Raw genomic sequence first — 23,154 nt, forward strand, 5'->3', positions numbered from 1 at the left:
TAGTTAGAATAGTTAAGCCGCTTGTTTCAACAAGCGGCTTTTTTTATAACGTTTTTATTTGCTCAAGCAATACATTAGTTGTCCAATCAATGCCGTTATACGCAATATCTGGCTTGTAGTAAGCCCCTGCTCCTCGCGCTCTGTTTACGTATACTTTGTTAGGTACAATCACTTTCCCCAACCCTGAAGGTAAATCAGCTAAGCGTACTTCCATATACATAGAATCAGCACTACTTGGCGCACCGAATAACGTTGTATTTTCAAAAAGCTTAAACTTATCAAGCGCATCTAAACAAGCACTGGCGCACTGCGGCGGAACAATAACAAACACCTTGGTTTTAAAGTCACTAGTTAAAGGCTTTTGTGGTATGTTATTTGGCGTATTAGTTTCTTGCTCTACATAAAATGGCTCACCACTTTTAAGTGATAAAGCCATACCCGCAGCTGTGATTTTAAATATTTTCAATAATTCAGGCTGATTTTTTACAACCTCTAATAAAGACACTACATGGTCGGTATTATCCTTTGATGCTCTCCACCACACTTGCGTGTTTTGAGAAGTATTATTTACTTTTTGTTCTACTATTTTTTTGCCCCATAGTTCTTTGGCTATTTGTGAGCTCCAATAAGATGAGCCACCTTGGTTATGGCGCAAATCTAACACCACGGCTTTTGCAGTAAGTAACTTGCTACGCTGCTGTTGTATTTTTTCAAACACTTTATTGTAGGCAGCAGTTTGCTTTTCGGTTGATGAAAAGCTAGGCATAGCAATCCACGCAATATTTTTTTCAGGCCAGGTTAAATCAATGGGGAGTTCATCACCGTTGTGGGCATTTTCTAAATGCTTACTGACTGACTTAGGCCTTACAGACCAATTTAATACGTGTGTATAGGTATCGCCATTGGCTTTAACAAATTCGCATTCTTTTAAAGGAGTTAAAAATGGATTGCCCTCGTCAATGAGTAACCGCCAACCTTGCTGCCACCAATGGCCAGGTTGTGCAACTTGCCCATGAAACTTAAACACTCTCTCACGTATTAAGGTCTCGGTGCTTTGCCCACCACATTGGCTTACAACGTCGCCTTTGCTAATACTTTTGTTTTCACTGTAATACACTTTTAGCGCATCACCTCGCCACACAGTTCTAAAGCCCGGCCAGCGGCGCGCGGGTCTATCTACGCTTGAAAACGCACCGGCGTGGCCATCTTGTAAAATAGTGCTAAAGCGCGCAATTGCCGCTGCATGAACCTGCGGCCCACTCGCTTGAGCCGACAATGTAAGTGCTTCTGCTTTTGCTTGCTTTAATAACTCAGGAAAGGCTGGGTTGTTAACATCAAACATGCCTGGGTGATTTTTTGCCGATATGCTGTAAGCAGCTTCAATATCACGCTCAGTAACACTGCGCCATTGCTCTGGAGTTTTAGGAGTAAGCGATAATTCGGCCATGCTCAAGGTAGGCGTAATTAATAAAGCGCTCAATAAAGTACGGCTAACTATTTTTGTTTTTATGTTCATGAAAATCCATTTTAAATTAAGTTATATAATTACTGTAAACTCATTTGGTAGAACTAAAAATACCTTAAATCCAATAAGTTTAAGCAATTTTTACAGCAATAACTTAGCAACATTGAAAGCAGCTAGTAATAAGTAACATTTAAAATGAACTGGCTTTAAATTTAGGGCAACAGCTTACTTAGCGGTTTGTTCAATTTTGGTTTGTAATAGTGTTATGCGGGCGTTGAGTTTTCTAAAGCTATACTGTGAATAGAAAAAGTTTAAAAAGAAAGCAGCAAAACCTGAACAAGCAAGCCCTATCAATGGGCTGAAATAAAACATTAACAACAAAACAATAACAGCCATCGCTATCGTAAGTCCCAAATAATGAGATGCACTAAATAACTTTCGGTTATTTTTTTTAAGCTGAACTATGTGAGAATCTATATCCATTAAAAATTTCCTTTTAACAAACCAACGTTAACTATCTTGAGCTTTAGGTAGCTACATAAGCAGCATCTAAAGAAGTCCATTCCACTGCGCCTTTGTTAATCGATATAACTGTACGGCACGACCATGAAATTTATGATTGCTATAATCTGTAAAGCCAATTTTCTTTGCTACTCTCAATGACGCAATATGCTCAGGTTCAATAATAACAACGACCGATTGATGAGTAGTTTGAGTAAACACATACTTTAAAACACTTTTAGTCGCTTCGCAGGCTAAGCCTTTATTCCAAAAATCGACCGCTAATCGATACCCTAAATTAGGCTCTTCGTTACCCGCAACACTTTGTGGGGAAATACCACAAAATCCAATCAATAAATCGCTGTTTTTATCTATTAGTGCCCATGGGCCCAAATCATATGAATCGTAGCATTGTAAACACCACTTTATAAATTCACCAGTTGCGGCTTCATCGCACACACCACGAATTGAGTATTTCATTACTTCATCGTCACTAAGAATTTTACTTAATGCCGGCACATCATCAATTGAAAACTGCCGAATAAGCAACCTTTGGGTTTCACAAATTTTCACTCAAACCTCCTTGTAATTACAGCTAAAAACTTTCAAAAACCAAGTAATTAAGATAGGTCTCTCAGTTATTTAGTTCTTTTTATGTTTCGAATGCCACATAAAGTATCCAAATAATATGCCTATTAAAGGAAATATTATTAAAGATGAAATGATTCCATCAAAAAAATCTTGCTCACCTGTAAGGTGCATGATTAATTGAAATAAAATAGCTGTAGGAATTCCCCAGCCTAAAGGGCCTCTTAGTAAAATAAAACGGAATTTAGTATCGTTTATATTCATGAGTCTTCCTTTATTTATAAGCCCAAATAATGAGCTAAAATCAACACAATGCTGATGTATTTCTTAGATTGACAAGCCTAACGTTTAAACAAATGATAGGCACTAGTGATTGTTTTAAATTAACGTTATTGAAAAAACACTTAACCAACTTAATTGAATACCATAAGAGATACGTTGATAGGTACCAGGTTTACTTTGTAGTTTTATTGCTTTAGCCATAGCAAACAAATAATAAACTGTAGCGATAACAGAAACAATTGAAAAAGCACGAAAGTATAGAGAGATAACTTCTGTGGTTGGACTAATAGCTATTAATATTGGTCTACAACCAGCGAAAGTAACATAATAAAACCAGCCCAAGAATGTACCTTGCAGCTAAAAGTTGGATGTTTAGTAAATGGATCAGCATCCATAGGAAAATAACCCGCAACCCAGGTACTAATACCATGCACTATAACTAACCAACCAGCAATATTAACCAATTGCGCCAAATACCAGCTCCGCCTTAAATTCATCACCCCACTCAGCACATTCTGTGCTTTCCTCTTATGCAGGCTTTCTTGGGGTGTAACTTCGCCACATTAAAACATAACCATATGATAATAAATGAATTTTCAGCTTCATCATCTTTTCTTATTCGACAGTCATCCTCTTTATAATGAAACCAAATAAGATGAAAACCTCACTTCAGCACGTTAATGACACTATACACAATGAGTTTTAACGATTAATTCTGCTCACTTTAATCAAATTATCGTAAAAGTACGATTTTGCCCTGTAATTATTAATTAAGGGCAACAGTTTTTCAGTTGGACTACCACTTGCTTCTAATTTTATTGTAGTTGCAAATGCTCTATAAAAAATTGCCAGCGTTTTTCAACAAAATATGGATTGGCGTCCAATACATGTCCCATCTTAGGTATAATTAACAAATCAAAATCTTTCTTTGCCTTAATAAGCTTATCAACTAACCGTAACGTTGCCGATGGGTGAACATTGCTATCTAGCTCTCCATGTGCAAGTAGCAACTTACCTTTGAGGCGTTCAACGTTAGTATAGTTAGATTGCTGCTCCCAATGTTCGGTCATTGGCCAGCCCATCCAAAGCTCATTCCAACCCGCTTTATCAACTCTAAAATCATGATTTCCAGAAGCGCTTACTCCTGCCTTAAAAAAACCATCATGGCGAAGCATTGCTTGCACCGTATCATATCCTCCAGCACTAAAACCAAAAATACCAACTCGATCAATATCAATGAAGCGATGCCTTTTAGCCAGTTGCTTAATTGCCCAAACATGATCATCGGTGCCACCTGCTAAGTTTTTATAACTAAACCGATGAAAAGCCCGACCACGTTTGCTGGTGCCTCGGCCATCCATTTTAATGACAATAGCACCTAACTCCGCTAACGCAGGTCGCAGGTTCATAAAAGTAGCAAACGACTTGGGGGTAAAAAAATTATGCGGCCCAGTATAGGTATCATCAATTATCGGGTATTTTTGATTTTCATCGAAATCGCTCGGTTTATACATTAATCCATATAAGGGAGTAACACCATCTTCAGCTATCACCTTAAAGGGCTCCGGTGGTTGCCAGCCAATCTGGAACAACTCACTTACTTGTGCTTCATCAAGCTTAACAAGTTTCTCTCCTGTATTCGCATCTCTTAACCAAGACTGTGTTGGGGTCTTAGCATCAGAGTAGTTATCAATAATATAATTTAAATCCGGCGATAATCGCGTATCATGCTCAAATGGCTCCGGTGTCAATAATTTGAGATTTGAACCATCAAGATTTACACGGTAGAGATGCCTTAAATAAGGATCTCTATTGCTCTCTCGACCTGACGCTTCAAAATACAGCACACCATTTTCTTCATCGACTGCGCGAATAGCCCTAACTGTGAAATCACCTTTAGTAATTGGGTTTATTAACTTGCCTGTGGCTAAGTCATAAAGATATAAGTGTTGATATCCTGTGCGTTGTGAGCTCCAAATAACCCGCTCTGAATTATCAAGGTAGTATGCGGTTTGTACCCAAGGATCGATGAATTCTTCATCTATTTCTTTAATGACTGAAACGACTTTGTTCTCTTTAGCAACAACTTTACGTAAATATAGCTCCTGGTTACCACGGCGACGATCTTGATAGTAAAAGTCACCATGATGCCATTGGCCCCAAACTGCCGTTCCATAATATGTCTGCATTATTTTAGGTGCTGTCATTAAGCTTGCTTTGTGCCTAGCAACATCAACTAAAACTAGCTGACCCATTGGTAACTTAACATCACCAGCCTGAGGATAGTAATAGCGAACTGCATTAACGTTAAAATCTTTATCTGCAACACTATCCGTTAATGTTAACTGGTTAACACCTTGTCTAAAAAGCTTATAACTAATAAAGTATTTACTGTCTTTTGACCAGTAAATACCTAATCGCTTTTGCTCATCAAAAGCTTCATTTGATAACTTTTCTTCAGGATAAGGGTTGGCAACAGCATAAGGTGTCGCTTCACTACCATCAGTTGTAAGCTGTTTGCAAAAGTGAGTTAGAGTTTCGCATAAAAACAAATTATAGTTTTCTACTTTTGCATAATATTGCTCATCTGGTGACAAGTAATCAATATGTACTTTTTGACTAGAAGTTTTAAGCTTATTCAACTCGCATGCATATTCTGCAATCGTAATATCACATAAAAATTCTTCACCTTTGAAGTCAAATTTTAGTTTACCATTTGACAAACTAACACGCTCCATTGGTGAATCATGCCAAATAACAGCTTCTGCAGTGTCTAATGCTTGTTCTAGCTTCGCCTTGTTGAACAAGGCTTTTTTTTGAAAATTGGTTGTTGATACTAAAACGAATTCCTGTCCATGTGCTAGAGAATAACGTTCAAACCAAAAGTGTTTGTCATTATCCTGAAGCCAATTAGGCGTTAACTGTAGATTATGTACTTTTTTACGTAAGCTCTCAGCGCTATATTGTCGCGCTTGAGCTATATGCGTATTGCTTTTCTTCGAAAACGAAGGCGTATTTTGGCAACTTATTAGTAGTAATGTAGATAAAACAAGGAGAAGTTTTTTCATTATTTTTCCAAAACCTATCAAGTTATAAGCATAGGTTGTTTCAAATTAAATTTATTTTATTCGACAAATTAATAATATTAAGCCAACAATTAACGTGTTGGCTTAATATTAAAAATATACAATGATATCAATCTATAACTCGTTAAAAACGATAACTTGCTGTAACAAAGTACTCCAAGCCAACCGCGTTATACTTAGAAATATCAGCAAAAGGCCACCACTCTTCTGATTCATGTTGATGCGGCTTTTTATCGAATAAATTAACAATTGACATACTAATATCTAAGTCATCATTAACATGATAATTCATATTAAAATTGTATCGTGTCCAAGCGCTGTAGCGTTCGTTCTCGTCATCAGACCATCTTACTGGAGATGTACCTAAACGGTTTGCAAAAAGTGTTAATGAAATATCATCATTATACCAACCTAATGTGGCCGTAGTATGCGTACGAAACTCTCTATTCCATTGTAGATCCCTAATATCTTCTATCTCATCTTCAGGTAAAAACCTTTCATTCGTTTCAAATATATGGGTGTAATCAATGTTAAAGAAAATCGCACCAAAATCACCTAAGCCATAATTAAATTTAGATGAGATATCCATGCCTTTTTGTTCGCGCTCACCAGTATTGAACGGACTAGTGATCGTTGAGAGTATGGTATCTCCCTGCGGTCCGCCTCTAGATACGCGACTGAGCATTTCTTGACATCGGGGTGAATCTTTATCAACCGCTTGTCCTGACTCATTAAAGCCAACAATACACTCAGCTTCATATCGCAATACAGTACTAGCACCTAAATTCCCTATTTTTTTCTCCAAACTAATTTCATAGTAATCTGCGGTAATCGACCAATTATCAGTGATATTAGCCACAAAACCAACGTTCAAACTATCTCCGGTTTCTTCTTCAAGCGACAAGTCTCCTTGGGAGTTTTGGCGAACGCCTGATGTACCATAGTTGTCACTACAGCCTGACCAAGTTTGTCCTGAAGTGAGTTCCTCACTTTGCACGCATTTCAGGTAGTCAGTAGGGCTAGCAAATGAAGAACTTTCCCCCGCATACATATAATGCATATCAGGTGCTCTAAATGATGTTGAATAAGAGCTTCGGATCATTAAATCTTCGATCGGTTTCCATGTAAAACCGACTTGATAAGTAAATGCACCACCGACATCTGACTCATCATCATAATAATCATAACGACCAGCAAGAATACCTTCTAGCGCACCTATGCTACTGTCTTTACTAGCTAGCGGAATAGATAACTCTAAACCTAGGGCATAATGGTCACGGTCTCCTTCACCTGTAATACCACTCCAACCCCATATATCGCCTTGCACCGTTTTTTGATCGGTATCAAATTCATAGCCTTCTTTCATATATTCTGAAACAAATGCAAATTGTAAATCTCCGGCAGGTAGTTGCATTACACTACCGGTAAGATCAAACGCTAAACTATATAAATAGGAATCGCCGTCACCAACAGATTTATGTGTCACATCGTTAAACATATCGGGAGTTAACGCACCAAAAAAATCAATACCAGCGGGTTCAAAATTATCATTGAGTTGAGAAGCATTAACGACAGCCCATCGAGATCCTTCCCACGGTTGATCCCAATCAACACCTTTTTCACCAAAAAGTAGGCTGAGCATTTTTTGATCATTAAAACGAATAACAGAATCTTCATAATTATATTGGCTGGCAGTCAAGGTAAGAGAGTAATCAAGGTCGTTGGCAATCACTCCCTCAATACCAAAAATACCCACTAAAGAAAGTTCCTCAAACGACTGGTTGGACGTGGGTACTTCAAAATTTCTGAAGGCACGCCAAGCATGCCGACTGCCTTGCCAAGTACTGCCGTCATTTATATCGGTACGAACATCGTAATCAGTAGCAAAACTATAACGATAAATGCCTGCATCACCTTCTGACTGTGTGCCAAGTAAAGTTGCAAATAATCGGCCATCCTCAGTCTCATATTCAAGATTTACAAATGCAGACTTTTTATCACGCTCGTTACGAATAGTATTGGTACCATAAGTATTATCACCACAGTAATATGGATCTGGGTCAAAATGAGAGCGCCCAGGAGGCTGAACGTCTTCATAACCTAGCGGCTCACATCGGCCTGATAAGTCCATCATCATAAATGAATCTGGCTGCCACCTAGCCCAGTAACTCATAACTTGAGAGGTGCCATGACGGTCTACATTTGGCCCATCAGTAGGTTCATCAAACCAATCTCTATCATCACCATAAATGGGGTCTCGTTGGTCAAGTTCAAATACAGCCGTGTAGCTCAATTTATCCAATTTACCGCCAGTACTTAGCGTCAACTTCTTACTTTTACCTCCACCATCTTTCGTATCGCCATAACGCATTGTAACTTTGTTATAATCAAGGTTATCTTTTAAAATAACGTTAACGACCCCTGCAACGGCATCAGAACCATAAATAGCTGAAGCTCCACCACTTAGTATTTCAATACGCTGCACAGCCTCGGTAGGAATCATAGCAAGATTTACTATATTGCCACCCACACCTCCAGAAGGCTTAGGTAATATCGGGATCCGCCGTCCATTAACTAAGGTTAATGTATAGCCAGCTCCAAAGCCTCGTAAGTTTATCGCTTGAGCATTAGCATTAAAATTATTGCTGCTTTCTTCACCTACAAATATCCCCGTATTTTGTGCTAGTGCGTCGAGTGCATCAAAAACATTCGCATGGCCTTGTAATGCAATATCGGCAGCTGAAATAGTAACAATTGGCGATGCCCCTTCAAAATCAGTTCTCTTAATCCGAGACCCTGTAACTTCTATGACTTCAACGTCATTTTCTGCAGTGTCTTCAGATTCAGCCTCTGCAGCCAGAGCTCCGGAACTAACTGTACTTAAAACCATGCCAATAGCTAATGCCAGTATTTTTTTACGTGGTTCGATTCTATTATGTACTTCATTTTCCATTTCTATCCCTCTTTATATCTTATTAATTTTATTTCTTATTAGTTGAATATTTTTTTAACCTTAAAAACAACTCCTATTAACATACATTACATTTAATATATTGTATACAATATATTCAACTCTTTGGATAATTTAAATCAATTAATGATCAGTCTTAGGTTCGAATATTAAGTGCGACTTTTTAGATTAAGTGGCCAGCTGTTGTGGTTCGGCTATTGAATCGCCCCGTGTTTGCCTGAGACTCAATAACTTGAGAAACTGGGGTGTACACCAGAAACACTTAGAGCATGGGTTAAGAAGTCTCAAGCTCAACCGTCTAAACTCTCTTCTTACACTCAATCAGCTGAAGAGCTGACTGGCTACTTTAGAGCGTGAGAATAAAGAACTAAAGCGAACGAATGATATTTTGAGGCAAGCTGCCGCTTTTTTCGCCCAAGCAAAGCTCGACCGCAAACACAAATAAGCGTGGTTTTTATAGATACTTATCGTGAGCATTTCAGTGTCGAGTCAATTTGCAAAGAATTGCCCATTGCACCTTCAACGTATTACGCCCACAAACAGCGACAGAGGCAGCCAAAACGACTATCTAACCGCAAAAAGCGTGATGTTGAGTTGATCATACTCATTCTCCAATGAGTGGGAAGATAACATGTCTGTTTATGGAGCAAGGAAAATATGGAAACAACTGCAACTTGACGGCAATCAAGTAGCCCGTTGTACTGTTGAGCGACTAATGAGAAATACGGGTATCCAAGGTGCTCGCCGCGAAAAAGCATGTAAAACAACGATACCAGATGAGCAACAAGATAAGCCAAAGGATTTGGTTAATCGTCAATTTACGGCAGAGCAGCCAAATCAACTTTGGGTCGCTGATATCACCTATGTTGCTACGTGGAGCGGATTTTTTTTCGTGGCCTTAGTGATAGATGTATTCTCACGGTACATCGTAGGCTGGCGTGTACCAAAGACGATGTATACAGACTTGATTCTTGATGCGTTAGAGCAAGCCATTTGGCATCGTGGTGATCCAAAAGGACTGTTTCACCTAGCGATAGAGGGAGTCAATATTTACCCATAAGATACACTGAACGACTTGCTGAAGCAGGGATTCAAGTATCTGTAGACAGTGTCGGTGATTCTTACGATAATGCAATGGCTGAAACGATAAATGGTTTATTTAAAAAAGAAATTATTCGCAGGAATGGCCCGTGGAAAAATGCTGATGCCGTTGAATAAGCAACTTTAGAATGGGTCAGTTGGTTTAACAATCAACGGTGATACCCTTCAATTGGGTATATTTCACCAGCTCAATATGAAGTAAATTACTATGACAATTTAAACGAGTCAGGTAAAGTGGCCTGACTTAAACAAACTGGTCTGCGATGAACTCGGGGCGAATTATAAGAGAGCTATCTAAGAAGGTCACACAACGTCACATGTATAGCGTTTCTTCTTCGCCATCATCTAATATGAAAATAAACTGAATACTATAGTATTAACTCAAGACCTAACATGCCGCTGTTAAATTAACCCTAAAGAAAAATGATCCCTCGATATAGGATAATTAACTACAAATTTAATACTATAGGTATTAAGGTTAAAAAAAGCGCTACAACAATGCAGCGCTTTCATTACTTATAGGTTGTTTGTTTAAACTAAAACGCGTTATTAAAAGAAGCCAAGCGGATCTTCGCTGTAGCTTACTAATAAGTTTTTAGTTTGTTGATAATGATCGAGCGCAAGTTTGTGCGTTTCGCGGCCTATACCAGACTTTTTATAACCGCCAAACGCAGCATGTGCTGGGTACATATGGTAACAGTTGGTCCATACGCGACCGGCTTCTATTTTGCGACCAAAGTGATAAGCGCGGTTCATATTACGGCTCCATACCCCTGCGCCTAAACCAAATTCTGAGCTGTTAGCCAATTCGAGCGCTTCGGCTTCGTCTTTAAAGGTCGACATAGAAATAACGGGGCCAAAAATTTCTTCTTGGAACACGCGCATATCGTTAGTGCCTTTTAATAAAGTAGGTTGAATGTAATAGCCACCATTTAGCTCATCGCTAAGTTGCTCAACATGACCGCCACTGAGTACTTCAGCACCTTCTTGTTTGCCAATATCTATGTAACTTAAAATTTTATCAAACTGTGCTTTAGAAGCTTGCGCGCCTACCATGGTTTCGCTGTCTAGCGGGTTACCACGTTTAATTTGCTTGGTACGTTTTAAAATGCGCTCTATAAATTGCTCATAAATATCTTCTTGAATGAACAAGCGAGATGGACAAGTACATACTTCACCTTGGTTAAAGTAGGCAAGAATAGCGCCCTCAATTGCTTTATCTAGGTATGAGTCGTCTTTTTCCATAACATCGCTAAAGAAGATATTAGGTGATTTCCCCCCAAGCTCTACTGTGGAAGGAATAATATTTTCAGCTGCACATTTTAAAATATGTGACCCCACAGGGGTTGAGCCTGTAAAGGCAATTTTAGCTATACGCGTATTGGTTGCCAGTGCTTCACCAGCTTCTTTACCAAAGCCATTTACTACGTTTAACACGCCGCCGGGCAGTAAATCACCAATAATTTCCATTAACACTAATATTGATGCGGGTGTTTGCTCTGCAGGTTTAAGTACCACACAGTTACCAGCTGCAAGTGCAGGCGCTAGCTTCCATGCAGCCATTAAAATCGGAAAGTTCCATGGAATGATTTGCCCTACAACACCTAATGGTTCATGAAAATGATACGCCACCGTGGTTTCGTCTATTTCACCAATACTGCCATCTTGAGCACGCAAGCAACCGGCAAAGTAACGAAAGTGGTCCGCAGCAAGTGGAATATCAGCGGCGAGGGTTTCGCGAATGGCTTTACCGTTATCCCATGTTTCGGCCACTGCAAGTAGCTCTAGATTTTGTTCAATGCGATCGGCAATTTTTAATAAAATATTACTGCGCTCGGTAACTGAGGTGGTGCCCCACTGCGTTTTTACGGCATGCGCTTTATCAAGTGCCAAATTAATATCGTCTTTATCAGAGCGAGGGATTTTACAAAATACTTTGCCATTTACAGGGCTAATATTCTCAAAGTATTGGCCATTAACGGGTTCAACCCACTCGCCGCCAATATAGTTACCATACTGCTGTTTAAATGTGATGAGTGCGTCTGCTGTGCCTGGATTTGCGTATATCATATGTGTGCTCTCTTTATTGTTGTTAGCTAAAGGTCGAACATTTATATAAAACAAAATGCTTTATATTTAGTTTGACATTAGCCTAACGAGAACCTAAAAACTTGATTAGCTGTCCACAAAAGTTGTCTGTGAGTCCACACTAATAAAAAACTAAAGGATTGATATGCACACACCTCAGTTAAACAAAAAACGCCAACAACTTGATGTACTTATTGAAAACAAAGTGAGCTTTGCTGCCGATAACTCCGAGCTGAGTATTTATGATACTTATAAAAGTGCGCAAAAAGTGGCGCTGCATTCAAACGAATTACTGTTTTGTGCCATGCTCAGCGGCAAGAAAATTATGCATGTTGAGAGCAGTCAGTATCATAAAGCGTTTTTACCGCACGAATCGTTTGTGTTAGCGCCCGAGCAAGGGGTGCTGATTGATTTTCCACAGGCAACTATTAATTCACCAACCACCTGTTTAGCGATTGAGATCAGCACCGATAAAATAACCAATGTGGCTAATGCACTTAATATGCAGCAAAACTTTGCTAATGACGGCTTATTTGAATACAGCCCTAATTTGGTTCATACCCAACATAATGCGCAAACTCAGCAGTTATTAGAGCGCATGGTGCATTTATTTAGTGAGCAAGGCGCCGAGCGGCACTACTTAATTGATTTATCGTTAAACGAATTGATCACCCGTTTATTACAACAACAAAGCCGCGATTTATTAATGGCAAACTGCGATAAACTGCGTCTAAAAAGTAACGTGAGTGATGCACTGCAATACATTGAAGATCATTTAAGCGACACACTCGACATAGACACCTTATGCAAAATAACTTGTATGAGTCGTAGTAAGTTTTACCAGCAATTTAAACTCGCTTTTGGCACCAGCCCTGCGCTTTGGCAGCAACAGCTTAGGCTTAAAAAAGCCCGCACGCTTTTATTAGAAGGCCAAGCTATAAGTAAAGTGTGCTACGACCTTGGTTTTAATAGCGCCAGCCACTTTAGCCGCTTGTTTAAACAAACCTTCGGGATTGCACCTAAACAGTGTGGGCATTGATAGCTAATACTTTACTAAGTGGTTAAAAGCGCAGTCATATTTTAATAACAATACTATAATAGCTTACAATACATAAACTTACACCTGCCAGTAACCACACTATGCCGTAGTTATGCCATAAGAAAGCGTTATAGTAGACTTGATGAGGATTGTGCTTATCCACCAATAGCGTGCATTGCTTACCCTGCTTAAAACGCCACATCATATTTTCGTTATAATCAATTAATATACTGCACACTTGATCATCAAAACGAAAACTCACTAGCATCGTTGGCTGATGTAAAAGCTCTGGCGCTGTTATTTGATTATTTGTCGCTGCCGTTATTTGTTCTATATGACACACTCGCCAATGGCGTTTATTAACTTTACATTTTAACCAACGAACAAGTGGCAACAAGCCTATTAGTATAAATAAAACCCCTAACCCTAGCAGTACCATACATTCACCTTCATTTTAATTAATTTTTTGGTAAACAAAATGAGTAAATAAATCACTCAACGTTCTACCTACTGATTTAAATACTGTTATTTTTTGTCTACTTTTTCGAACAGGTATATTTTGTTTGGCTAAATAAGCCAGCTCAACACACGGTAAGCTCAGTAAATATACCTTCTTGCATTGGTAACAATAACTTACCAGTTTCATTTGATATATTAATTACTACCTATAAATAGACTGCTACGAGTAATTGTGGAAGTACCTTTTTGGACGACCTGATGTAGTTCGCGCCACTAAACTTAATAGCGTGGCAGTGGTCATTTAGTAAATTACCATAGCCATGAGCCATCAAAACTAGAGGCTCCTTTGAAATTAGAACCACCAGGAGCTGCAGTACCTGGCGCTAGTAACGCAATACTCTCAAAACCAGTATTTACCGGCATTGCTTTAAGTTCAGCATCACTAAACGTTAAGCCAGAGGTGGAAGATGCCATATCTACACGACGAATTGCCGAACCTGTTACCGCGATACGCTCTATATCAGTACCAGCTTTATAAAGTTGTACATCAAGTATTATTGATTGGCCAATAGTTACCGCAACATTTTCTTCAGTCATTGCTTGATAGCCGTCTTTTACAATAGTTACATCGTATTTACCTACAGGTACGTTTCTTAATAAGTAATCACCCTCGGCGTTACTGGTAATGGTGTAAACCAACCCTTTGCTTTTGTGCTTAAGTGTAATAGTTGCGCCGGTTAAATCATTCCCCGATTGCGCAACAATATGACCTTTCACAATACTATAGCCATCAACAGCGTGTGCCGCTGGCGCAATTAATAATGCTGCTGTTACCGCAGTTACCAGCAGGGTTTTAGCACCTACGCCTGAGTTTGTTTTTTATTATTTGTAATCATGTAAGAATTCCTTGGTCCTGTAGATTTTTATTGTGAGACTACCTCGACGTAAAATATACATAAATTACATATTGCATACAATATGTAATACGTGGTAATTTTTAGTTAAAATTTAAATACAAATTAAACTAAGTCAATTGCTCTGCAAGTTTGTAATTAAAAGAAGCTTTATTAAGTATCGTAATTTAATACATGAGCTGAAGTATTTAACCTGAACTCTGGTTAAGAGATTTTCAGTGGGTACTAGGCGAAATTACTTGTGATAGCTAGCCTATTGCAAGTAGATTAAACTCAGTTAACGCTAAGAATAGCTACTTGGGGTAGGTTTATAATCCAGAGTACAGGTTATTAAGAAGCAAACTATAGATAGTTAAATGATTAACCCCACTTTATATAGTTAACGTTACTCGCCTTTGCATGCCCCTGTATAATTTACATATACGATACCCTTTTAATTTAGTTCTTAGACTTGCCGAAGTTAATTTTACTGATACAATCGAAATGTATAATGTATACAATATTACTTATTAGAGGAAATATAATGGAAACAAACTGTAAAGATTGGCGATACACAGTTATGCCAGCCGTATTTACATGGCTCAAAGAAACAGAGTCTGGAACCGTTGCAATTGACCTTGATGCAACGAAAAAATACGCTGCAGATATTTTAAAGGTGCAAGGCAAAGGTGGAACTCGTATGGGAGGCCTTGTTGGCTCTGGTACTCTTGGTGAGAACAGCTACCTAAGTTCCGAACAGCGTCTTTCTTTACTAAAAGCTCTCTCAAGTGTTGCTAAAGAATACAATGTCCCATTGATTAGTGGCGCAGCCGCAGAAACCAAAGAAGAACTGGCCAAAATTGTTACAGAGCTAGCAACTGTTGGCGTAGACACCGTAATGGTGATGCCACCAAAAACCAAATACACGCCTTCTGATGAGGAAATGTATGCGTATTATGCCCTTTCTGCCACAGCTGCAAAAGAGGCCGGTATTACAATAATGCCTTATAACAACCCGGACGCCGCTGGCTATCATCCACTTTCAACTGACCTTCTAACAAAGCTTGCCGCTTTACCTGAAGTTACGGCGCTTAAAATATCCACCATAGATGTATCTGTTATTGAAACGATGGTGCTAGAAAATAAGGACATAAAAGTACTCGCAGGTGTAGATACGGTAACTATACATGCAGGACTCGCTGGCGCATGCGGTGGGATTACAGGCGTTGGCTGTATATTTCCAAAAGCGAGTGTCACTATGCAGGAATACGTGAATAAAGGTGAGTGGGCCGAGGCAAACAAAATTTCTCAAGCTATGAATTCTATATCTTACCTTGATGCACAACCGTTACTTTTAGAATACCTTAAATTTGCATTTGGCATTCATCATAATGATGTAACTGGCGGGCTTCGTACTTTTGGTAAAAAGTTAAATCAACAGCAAATTGATGATGTACACACAAGGTATGCCTTAGCAAAAGAACGACTCGAGGGTCTGGATTTAATAGACTAAATTTTCAAAAATTGGCAAACAAAAGCTCCGTTTTTACGGAGCGTTTTTGTAGCTATAGATAAGCTGCTCTTGCGGTGATTGCACTGACCCTATTAAATAATCATACTTGAGCATAAAAGAAAATCAGATGTATCGTTTATTCAAATATAGCGTAAGGCTAAGCTTGACACTTCTGAGTTTTTTACCCTATCTACCTAAATTATTTTTACATATCCACTTAATAATAAAGATAAGTTGGTGAGATCTTGTTCAGTTATCTAACATCGCACTAAACAAACTAATCGAGGTAAGTTAAAAACAACATAAATATAGCATTCTTATTAGCCTACGGCAGCAAGCTGAGCACATTATAAAATATGTGCTAATAAGGGGGCTTATTTAAAACTACCTTTTTTCGTCTTCTATTTTAAGTAATAGCTTTTTAATGTCGTTTTTGGCGCCTAAGATATGCTTTTTCAAAAAGTCACACGCTTTTTTAGTGTCCTTTGCACGACAGTGATTTAGCAATGTACGGTGCTCTTCTGGTGCAGTGGTTAAACCACCTGCTAGTAAAATATGCATGCGCACATAACGCTCTGAATTTTTACTATACATATCAACTAGTTCACGAGTTTGTGGGCGTTGCGCGCGTGAATACAACTTACCATGAAAACGGCTGTTTAAATCGCCCGTTGCTAGGTGGGTATCACCTGCATCCATGGCGCTTTCTAGCTCAGTTAAGATAAGCTCAGCATCAATTAAATCTTGATCTGTTAAACCTTCTATTGAGTGACTTAGCAGCTCAGCCTCTAGTAATGCCCTTAAATCAAAGATTTCATCAATTTGTGATGCTGAAAGCTCTGTTGCCGTGGCTCCTTTATGCGCTTCAAAATTTACAAGCCCTTCAGCTTCTAGCTGAAGCAGTGCTTCACGAACAGGTATTCGGCTTACATTAAGCTCAGCAGCGAGTGCAGCTTGACGCAGTGGATCACCAGCTTTGATTTCACCGGTTAATATTTTTTCACGAATTGCTTCTGCTACTAATTGGGTGCGTGTTTTGTGTTCGATAGCCATAGTGATCCTTAAGTATTGCATTTAGCATACATTATACTCAAGTAACATGAGATGCCAAGTTAGATTCCGTCCTCAGTTAGCGTTTATAAAGGAAAAGCGGGAATATACAATTTGCATATCCCGCCCAATGAATCTTATGCTTGATAGCAAATTGGTCGCATAAAACGTAACATTGCATTTGTGCCTACAGAGGTACTACGTACATCCGTTGAGCTTGGAAATGGCCCACCGTGGTTCATTGAACCACACACTTCAACACCTGTTGGCATCTGATTTTTTATCAAACGGCCCACTTTATATTGCAGTGCTTCGATGAGGCTATCTGCTTTGCTTAAATCCGCTTTCGTGCCATGAACGCTGGCTGTAAGCTGCCCTTGCAGTTTATTAATTAATGTCATGAGTTGCTGTTCACTGTCGTAACGCACAACTAATGCAGCAGGGCCAAACATTTCTTCATTCAACGCTGGGGTTGTTAAATAATCGTCGGCATTACAAACGAATACATGTGCATTAGCATGGAACGTTTGCTCAAGCTTACCTTTCCCTAACACGCTTACTTGAGCAAGTTGACTTCGCTCTTCTACTTGGTGTTTAAACGTTTTAACAATGCCTGGCGTGAGCAAAGTGTCAGATGGTGCATCATTAATACTCGCAGTAATATGTGCTTCAAGCTCATCACACCCGGTTGGCACTAACCAAAGCCCAGGGCTGGTGCAAAACTGGCCGTTACCCATAAGCATTGACTGGCAAAGTGACTGCGCCATTTCTTTACTCTGTTCAATGGCTTTATTGGGTAAAATAACTTGAGGGTTAATACTTCCCAGCTCACCATAAAATGGGATGGGCTCTTCACGTTTAGCAATCGTTTCTTGCAGTTTACTCGCCACGTTAAATGAGCCTGTAAAGCCAACCGCTTTAATTGCCGGCGCTGCAACTAATTGATGTGATATGTCATACTCCATACTTTGCACCATTGCAAACACGCCTAATGGCATCGCACATTCTTTTATGGCTGCAAGCGCCGCACGTGCCATCAACTCGCCGGTTCCTGGGTGCGCTGTGTGATTTTTAACAATGACCGGGCACCCAGCAGCAAGTGCCGCAGCTGTATCGCCACCCAATGTTGAAAAGGCATAAGGGAAATTAGATGCACCAAACACAGCAACCGGCCCCAATGGTAAATAGTTAAGTTCAGTGTGTGGTTTTGGTAACGGTGATCTTGTTGCATCGGCCTCATCCACTATTTTTAAACCCAAAGGTGATTCAGGGTTTTCGCGCAATGCACTAGCAAACGCTTTAAGTTGATTTACGGTGCGCATGCGCTCCCCCTGCAATCGCGCAAGCGGTAAGTTGGTTTCTTGCTGAGTTTGCTCAAGTAGATCATCACCAAGCGCTAATATTTGATCTGCAATACACTTTAAAAAATCAGCACGTTGCGCATAGCTAGTTTTACGATACTCATAAAAAGCTGATTGTGCGGCTTCGATTGCAACGTTTAATTCAGTGGCGCTGAGATTAAAAAAGCATGTAGGTAGTGGTTCATTACCAGCGGGAGAAAATGCATTAAATTCACCATTCGCTGAATCACCAACCCATTGTCCTGCTACTAAACTTTGTCCTGTTAATGTCATGTTTTGCTCCTGATTATATTACTTGAAACCCAAATGCATATGGGTCATCGTCATCGACTGTGATAGCACTTGTGCCTGTTACTCTAGACCAACCTTGAATACTTGGCAGAATGGCTGTTAAGCCTGCGATTTCTGTTACCTGTTCAATGCAGCCGATAAATTGGCTACCGATATAACTTTCGTGGATAAATTCTTGCCCTTGGGCCAACTGCCCTTTCGCAAAAAGCTGTGCCATACGTGCGCTAGTGCCTGTTCCACATGGTGAGCGATCAATGGCTTTGTCACCATAAAAAACAGCATTTGCGGCATGTGAATTGGCATTTTTAGGTGTGCCTGTCCATAACACATGGCTTGCACCTTGAACGGTTGGGTCAAGGGGGTGAACACATTTTATTTTTGCGTTTATGGCATCACGCACCTGCGGGCTGTACTTTAAAATTTGCCCAGCGCTAAAATGCTCAATGCCTTTGTAATTGGCTTGCGGTTCAACAATAATGTAGAAGTTACCTCCGTAGGCAATATCTACTTTAAGCTCGCCCAGTTCAGGTACTTCAATTACAATTGACTGATATGCTAAGTACGCGGGAACATTATAAATTTTTACCCACTGAACTTTACCATCGGTCATTTCATAATTGATTTGTACACGTCCAGCTGGCGTGTCTAATAGCAAGGTCCCGGGCACTTTTGCATGTAATAAACCATGCTCTAAAGCAAACGTAACAATACCCATTGTGCCGTGGCCGCACATGGGCAAGCACCCTGATGTTTCAACAAATAAGATAGCGGCATCGCCGTCTTCTGTGGTGGGCGGATATAAAAATCCGCCCGACATCATATCGTGACCACGAGGCTCAAACATTAGCGCTTGGCGTATCCAATCGTGATTTTGAAAAAAGTCTTGGCGTTTCTCACTCATGCTCTGTCCGCTCAATTGCGGGTGACCACTGGTAATTAGCCTTACGGGATTGCCACAAGTATGGCCGTCAATACAAAAAAAGGTCCCTTTGAGCATAACTTAATCCAACTTTAATTTTGTTACGTCAATACCGCTTGCCATCGCTTTAGTGTAAAGCGTGGTAACAGCTGCATTTTCATCTGATGCGTTTAGCTTAATAATGCTGTGAACAGTTTGATTATTTAGCTCATCGATCATGTTTGCGCTACTTGCAAAATGAATAGCGCCATCTGCATTAAACTGAGCCGAAAACGCTCCAAAGGCCTCTTGCCAATTTACTGTCATTTTAATTACCTGATTGATGTTTATGCTTGATATAGTAAGTATATTGTATACAATAATCAATATCCTATTTCATCATTCCTTTCTTTAGTGGTATTGAAGGGCATCTATAAAACAGCAGTAAAAACATTAAGCATTTGAATTTAAAAAACAATAAAGCTAAATAACAAGTATTGAAAAATCATATTTCGTAACTTAAAAAATAAATGCAATTTTGAGATAGACACAATACATCCGTCACAACAAACATATTGCATAAAGAGGTAAGCATTTTGTCTGATAATAAAACACAACATATTGGCGTGGTTGGAGCAGGTATAATCGGTATTTGTTGTGCGTTAAAATTACAACGCGCTGGCTTTACAGTTACTTTGTATGATGAAAATGGCTTAGCTCAAGGCTGCTCGAAAGGGAATGCTGGGCACTTTGCAACAGAGCAAGTATTTCCTTTAGCGCACTCATCGTTATTAAAAAAGCTGCCTATGATGCTATTAAACCCACTCGGCCCTCTAAGAATAGATTGGCGCTATGTGATCAAAGCACTACCTTGGTTTTGGCGGTTTGTTAATAACATGGCTAGCTCAACCTATAAAGCAAATACCCACGCTTTACAGGCGCTCAACCACCGTGCAATTACAGCCTACGAGACCCTGCTAGATGAATTCAAATTAAATCATTTAATAACAAAGAAAGGGAGCTTGCTCACTTTCGAAACAACGCCAGTTACACAAATACAGGCTATGTTTGAAAAATATTTAGCACACGGTATCGCTGTAGAGCTGCTCAATGCTGAACAACTACAACGACTGGAACCTAATTTAGCAAAAACCATAACGCATGCATTATTTTTTAAAGAGGTAGCGCACAGCGTTGATCCTCATTTATTTTGCTTAAGTTTAGCTGAGCAATTTAGAGCTTTAGGTGGGCAGTTTTGCCAACAAAAAGTGATTGAGGTTTCACCTGTTTATAGTGGCTATGAAATTAATTGCCCGGACCAAAAATTTCAAGCCGATAAAGTCATCATCGCAGCTGGTGCGTGGAGCAAATTACTGCTCAAGCCCTTAGGTTACAATGTACCTCTTGATACAGAGCGAGGCTATCATTGCATGTTATCGAGTAATTATGGTCTATCTCGTCCTGTCGCCTCTGCAGAGCGCAGTTTTATTATGACCCCCATGAGCCAAGGTTTACGAATTGCTGGAACAGTAGAGTTCGCAGGTACAGAACGTAAAATGAATAATAAACGCGCTTTGGCATTATTACCCAGTGCCAAAGCAATGCTCAATCATTCAGCGGTAACACTTCAACCTAGTAGCGTGTGGATGGGCTGCAGACCATCACTGCCCGATTCATTACCGATCATAGGCGAAGCACCTAACCACACTAATTTATTTTTTGCATTTGGCCACCAGCACCTTGGATTAACTCAAGGTGCTATTACAGGTGAGCTAATAACTAGTTTGTGTTTACAACAAGTACCTAGCGTAGATATAAAACCATATTGTATCAGCCGCTTTTCATCTCAAGCTGCTTGCAGTTCACACGCCCCACTTGCACAATAGTCACACTTACGAGGAAAGCACTATGATAGCCCAAGGTATTGGTACCCATACCCAAGAACAAGCACTTGCCAGTTTATCTAATATGACTGACGATTTAACCCCGATCCAACCGCAAGAGCACCTAGAACGAATTAAAAAAGCTCAAGTATACATGCAACAAAATGGTATTGACGCCATATATCTAAACGCTGGTACAAATCTTACTTATTTTACGGGAATGCGTTGGTATGCCAGTGAAAGACTGGTGGGAGCAATTTTACCTGCACAGGGCGATGTACAATATATTGCTCCTTTTTTTGAAATTGGTTCACTCAATGGCTTTAAAGTGATTGATGGCCCAATTCATGGTTGGCAAGAACATGAAAGCCCATATCAGCTATTTGTAGATGTAATAACCGAAATGGGCATTGCAAAAGATGGCACTATCGGCATTGATGAAAGTGCACAGTTTTTTATTTTTGATGGCATTAATAAAGCACAAAGCGGCTTAAAACTGGTTAACGCACAACCCGTAACAACACATTGTCGTATGCACAAATCAACCAATGAACTTGCATTAATGCAACGCGCAATGGATATGACCTTAGTGGTACATAAAGCCACAGCCAGTATGCTGTATGAAGGCATTAGCACCACTGAAGTAGAAGCTTTTATCAAACAAGCGCACCAAAAAGTAGGTGCCCCAGGTAACTATTTTTGCATTGTGTTATTTGGTGTTGCTACCTCTTTTCCCCATGGCGTAAAAGACGCGCAAATTCTTAAAAAAGACGATGTGGTATTAATTGATACTGGCTGTAAAGTGCACGATTACTTATCTGATATCACTCGCACTTATGTGTTTGGCGAAGCAAGTGATCGCCAGCGCCAATTTTGGGATTATGAAAAAGCGGCACAAATAGCTGGATTTAATGCAGCAAAAATAGGCCAAACATGTGAAGCCGTAGATGCTGGAGCTCGTAATTATTTAGCTGAGCAAGGCCTTGGCCCTGAATATCAAACGCCAGGGTGCCCACACCGTACCGGCCACGGCATTGGCTTAGACATTCACGAGTGGCCTTATTTAGTCGGCGGCGATAAAACCCCTCTGGCCACCGGTATGTGCTTTAGTAACGAACCCATGCTCGTTGTACCAAATGAGTTTGGTATAAGATTAGAAGATCACTTTTATATGACCGACAACGGGCCAAAGTGGTTTACTGAGCCATCCCATAGTATCGACGACCCATTTAAATCAACCAGTTAATTTATAACACTCTCTGCTGCATGTATACGAAAACCATGCAGCCACTGGCACTACTCACTTCACTTAGCTTGTTTTTGAGTAATTAATAATAAATTTGCAACATTCCATCAGAGATTAGGCGCTTCTTGCTGTTCACCATATAGGGCAGTGTTTTGTACTGCTATTACAGTGAACTGCTTGAGGTAAATAAGTGTCTAAAATCACGTACTTTACCAAAGCGAAGCATTATGCTTCTGGCATAAACCTCCCACTTAGGCAAAACGTGGGATGTACTTTATAAGGTAAGCGTAGGTCAGTTGGTTAACCATTTTCCGCGCTAGAGACTTGGCAAATTAATGCACATTTGTTTGGCCCTTATTCAGGTCTTACTACGGTACTATTTCTTTTACTGCGACACCTTACGACCAAGCTGCGCCAATAAATACACAACAACAGGACG

General features: G+C 39.8%; 18 protein-coding genes, 1 pseudogene and 1 other annotated feature. Of the genes and pseudogenes, 5 read left to right on the forward strand and 14 right to left on the reverse strand.

What is annotated here, in order from left to right; genetic code table 11:
- Positions 1–43 precede the first annotated feature (43 nt).
- The 7 genes and pseudogenes from SJY38_RS17480 to SJY38_RS17510 all read right to left on the reverse strand — a co-directional run bounded on the left by SJY38_RS17480 (position 44) and on the right by SJY38_RS17510 (position 8,875).
- On the reverse strand, positions 44–1,516 hold the full coding sequence (locus SJY38_RS17480) for a S41 family peptidase (protein WP_377110411.1): 1,473 nt from the start codon (positions 1,514–1,516) through the stop codon (positions 44–46).
- Between the two features lie 174 nt (positions 1,517–1,690).
- A complete protein-coding gene (locus SJY38_RS17485) occupies positions 1,691–1,948 on the reverse strand; it encodes a hypothetical protein (protein ID WP_377110412.1) in 258 nt (85 codons plus the stop codon).
- Between the two features lie 66 nt (positions 1,949–2,014).
- Positions 2,015–2,539, reverse strand: coding sequence for a GNAT family N-acetyltransferase (locus SJY38_RS17490; RefSeq protein WP_377110413.1), 525 nt, complete (start codon positions 2,537–2,539; stop codon positions 2,015–2,017).
- 69 nt (positions 2,540–2,608) lie between these two features.
- Positions 2,609–2,818, reverse strand: coding sequence for a hypothetical protein (locus tag SJY38_RS17495; protein WP_377110414.1), 210 nt, complete (start codon positions 2,816–2,818; stop codon positions 2,609–2,611).
- A gap of 114 nt (positions 2,819–2,932) precedes the next feature.
- Positions 2,933–3,315, reverse strand: a pseudogene (locus tag SJY38_RS17500) (DUF998 domain-containing protein); the annotation flags it as partial.
- Positions 3,316–3,651: 336 nt separating this feature from the next.
- Positions 3,652–5,904: a DPP IV N-terminal domain-containing protein gene (locus SJY38_RS17505; protein WP_377110415.1), complete on the reverse strand. Its 2,253-nt coding sequence runs from the start codon at positions 5,902–5,904 to the stop codon at positions 3,652–3,654.
- 142 nt (positions 5,905–6,046) lie between these two features.
- Complete coding sequence (locus SJY38_RS17510) at positions 6,047–8,875, reverse strand: TonB-dependent receptor plug domain-containing protein (RefSeq protein ID WP_377110416.1); 2,829 nt, start codon at positions 8,873–8,875, stop codon at positions 6,047–6,049.
- 420 nt (positions 8,876–9,295) lie between these two features.
- Positions 9,296–9,412 (forward strand) — a sequence feature (AL1L pseudoknot).
- Between the two features lie 112 nt (positions 9,413–9,524).
- Between SJY38_RS17510 and SJY38_RS17515 the strand changes: the two genes are divergently transcribed.
- A complete protein-coding gene (locus tag SJY38_RS17515) occupies positions 9,525–9,953 on the forward strand; it encodes a DDE-type integrase/transposase/recombinase (protein WP_377110417.1) in 429 nt (142 codons plus the stop codon).
- Positions 9,954–10,543: 590 nt separating this feature from the next.
- Here SJY38_RS17515 and SJY38_RS17520 read toward each other — a convergent pair.
- The gene (locus SJY38_RS17520; RefSeq protein ID WP_055011494.1) at positions 10,544–12,064 is read right to left on the reverse strand and encodes an aldehyde dehydrogenase family protein; all 1,521 of its coding nucleotides are present in this window, start codon (positions 12,062–12,064) and stop codon (positions 10,544–10,546) included.
- A 163-nt stretch (positions 12,065–12,227) separates the two neighbouring features.
- On the opposite strand from SJY38_RS17520, the gene SJY38_RS17525 reads away from it, so the two are divergent.
- On the forward strand, positions 12,228–13,121 hold the full coding sequence (locus SJY38_RS17525; protein ID WP_377110418.1) for a helix-turn-helix domain-containing protein: 894 nt from the start codon (positions 12,228–12,230) through the stop codon (positions 13,119–13,121).
- 34 nt (positions 13,122–13,155) lie between these two features.
- On the opposite strand, the gene SJY38_RS17530 is transcribed toward SJY38_RS17525, so the two are convergent.
- Positions 13,156–13,560: a hypothetical protein gene (locus tag SJY38_RS17530; RefSeq protein ID WP_377110420.1), complete on the reverse strand. Its 405-nt coding sequence runs from the start codon at positions 13,558–13,560 to the stop codon at positions 13,156–13,158.
- Positions 13,561–13,889: 329 nt separating this feature from the next.
- Positions 13,890–14,357 (reverse strand): carboxypeptidase-like regulatory domain-containing protein, encoded by a 468-nt coding sequence (locus SJY38_RS17535; RefSeq protein WP_377110422.1) that lies wholly within the window; start codon positions 14,355–14,357, stop codon positions 13,890–13,892.
- 660 nt (positions 14,358–15,017) lie between these two features.
- Between SJY38_RS17535 and SJY38_RS17540 the strand changes: the two genes are divergently transcribed.
- On the forward strand, positions 15,018–15,986 hold the full coding sequence (locus SJY38_RS17540) for a dihydrodipicolinate synthase family protein (RefSeq protein ID WP_377110423.1): 969 nt from the start codon (positions 15,018–15,020) through the stop codon (positions 15,984–15,986).
- A 384-nt stretch (positions 15,987–16,370) separates the two neighbouring features.
- Here the strand turns inward: SJY38_RS17540 and SJY38_RS17545 are convergent, their stop codons facing one another.
- The 4 genes from SJY38_RS17545 to SJY38_RS17560 form a co-directional block, all read right to left on the reverse strand.
- The gene (locus tag SJY38_RS17545; protein ID WP_138609499.1) at positions 16,371–17,039 is read right to left on the reverse strand and encodes a GntR family transcriptional regulator; all 669 of its coding nucleotides are present in this window, start codon (positions 17,037–17,039) and stop codon (positions 16,371–16,373) included.
- Between the two features lie 134 nt (positions 17,040–17,173).
- On the reverse strand, positions 17,174–18,670 hold the full coding sequence (locus SJY38_RS17550; RefSeq protein WP_377110424.1) for an aldehyde dehydrogenase (NADP(+)): 1,497 nt from the start codon (positions 18,668–18,670) through the stop codon (positions 17,174–17,176).
- Between the two features lie 13 nt (positions 18,671–18,683).
- Entirely contained in the window at positions 18,684–19,685 is a 1,002-nt protein-coding gene (locus SJY38_RS17555) for a 4-hydroxyproline epimerase (protein WP_248461847.1), read from the reverse strand.
- Positions 19,686–19,688: 3 nt separating this feature from the next.
- Entirely contained in the window at positions 19,689–19,913 is a 225-nt protein-coding gene (locus tag SJY38_RS17560; protein ID WP_248461846.1) for a hypothetical protein, read from the reverse strand.
- A gap of 266 nt (positions 19,914–20,179) precedes the next feature.
- Between SJY38_RS17560 and SJY38_RS17565 the strand changes: the two genes are divergently transcribed.
- Together SJY38_RS17565 and SJY38_RS17570 are read left to right on the forward strand one after the other, a co-directional pair.
- The gene (locus SJY38_RS17565; protein WP_377110701.1) at positions 20,180–21,472 is read left to right on the forward strand and encodes an NAD(P)/FAD-dependent oxidoreductase; all 1,293 of its coding nucleotides are present in this window, start codon (positions 20,180–20,182) and stop codon (positions 21,470–21,472) included.
- Between the two features lie 22 nt (positions 21,473–21,494).
- The gene (locus SJY38_RS17570; protein ID WP_377110425.1) at positions 21,495–22,715 is read left to right on the forward strand and encodes a M24 family metallopeptidase; all 1,221 of its coding nucleotides are present in this window, start codon (positions 21,495–21,497) and stop codon (positions 22,713–22,715) included.
- The last annotated feature ends 439 nt before the right edge of the window (positions 22,716–23,154 follow it).

The sequence above is a fragment of the Pseudoalteromonas sp. R86517 genome (assembly GCF_042466295.1).
Classification (GTDB): domain Bacteria; phylum Pseudomonadota; class Gammaproteobacteria; order Enterobacterales; family Alteromonadaceae; genus Pseudoalteromonas; species Pseudoalteromonas atlantica.

Bases quoted from the DNA above. Each gene is read 5' to 3' on its own strand.
- SJY38_RS17550 (WP_377110424.1), bottom strand. From the start codon at position 18,670: ATGACATTAACAGGACAAAGTTTAGTAGCAGGACAATGGGTTGGTGAT.
- SJY38_RS17570 (WP_377110425.1), top strand. From the start codon at position 21,495: ATGATAGCCCAAGGTATTGGTACCCATACCCAAGAACAAGCACTTGCC.
- SJY38_RS17510 (WP_377110416.1), bottom strand. From the start codon at position 8,875: ATGGAAAATGAAGTACATAATAGAATCGAACCACGTAAAAAAATACTG.
- SJY38_RS17540 (WP_377110423.1), top strand. From the start codon at position 15,018: ATGGAAACAAACTGTAAAGATTGGCGATACACAGTTATGCCAGCCGTA.
- SJY38_RS17560 (WP_248461846.1), bottom strand. From the start codon at position 19,913: ATGACAGTAAATTGGCAAGAGGCCTTTGGAGCGTTTTCGGCTCAGTTT.
- SJY38_RS17505 (WP_377110415.1), bottom strand. From the start codon at position 5,904: ATGAAAAAACTTCTCCTTGTTTTATCTACATTACTACTAATAAGTTGC.
- SJY38_RS17495 (WP_377110414.1), bottom strand. From the start codon at position 2,818: ATGAATATAAACGATACTAAATTCCGTTTTATTTTACTAAGAGGCCCT.
- SJY38_RS17525 (WP_377110418.1), top strand. From the start codon at position 12,228: ATGCACACACCTCAGTTAAACAAAAAACGCCAACAACTTGATGTACTT.
- SJY38_RS17485 (WP_377110412.1), bottom strand. From the start codon at position 1,948: ATGGATATAGATTCTCACATAGTTCAGCTTAAAAAAAATAACCGAAAG.
- SJY38_RS17520 (WP_055011494.1), bottom strand. From the start codon at position 12,064: ATGATATACGCAAATCCAGGCACAGCAGACGCACTCATCACATTTAAA.
- SJY38_RS17545 (WP_138609499.1), bottom strand. From the start codon at position 17,039: ATGGCTATCGAACACAAAACACGCACCCAATTAGTAGCAGAAGCAATT.
- SJY38_RS17530 (WP_377110420.1), bottom strand. From the start codon at position 13,560: ATGGTACTGCTAGGGTTAGGGGTTTTATTTATACTAATAGGCTTGTTG.
- SJY38_RS17480 (WP_377110411.1), bottom strand. From the start codon at position 1,516: ATGAACATAAAAACAAAAATAGTTAGCCGTACTTTATTGAGCGCTTTA.
- SJY38_RS17515 (WP_377110417.1), top strand. From the start codon at position 9,525: ATGTCTGTTTATGGAGCAAGGAAAATATGGAAACAACTGCAACTTGAC.
- SJY38_RS17555 (WP_248461847.1), bottom strand. From the start codon at position 19,685: ATGCTCAAAGGGACCTTTTTTTGTATTGACGGCCATACTTGTGGCAAT.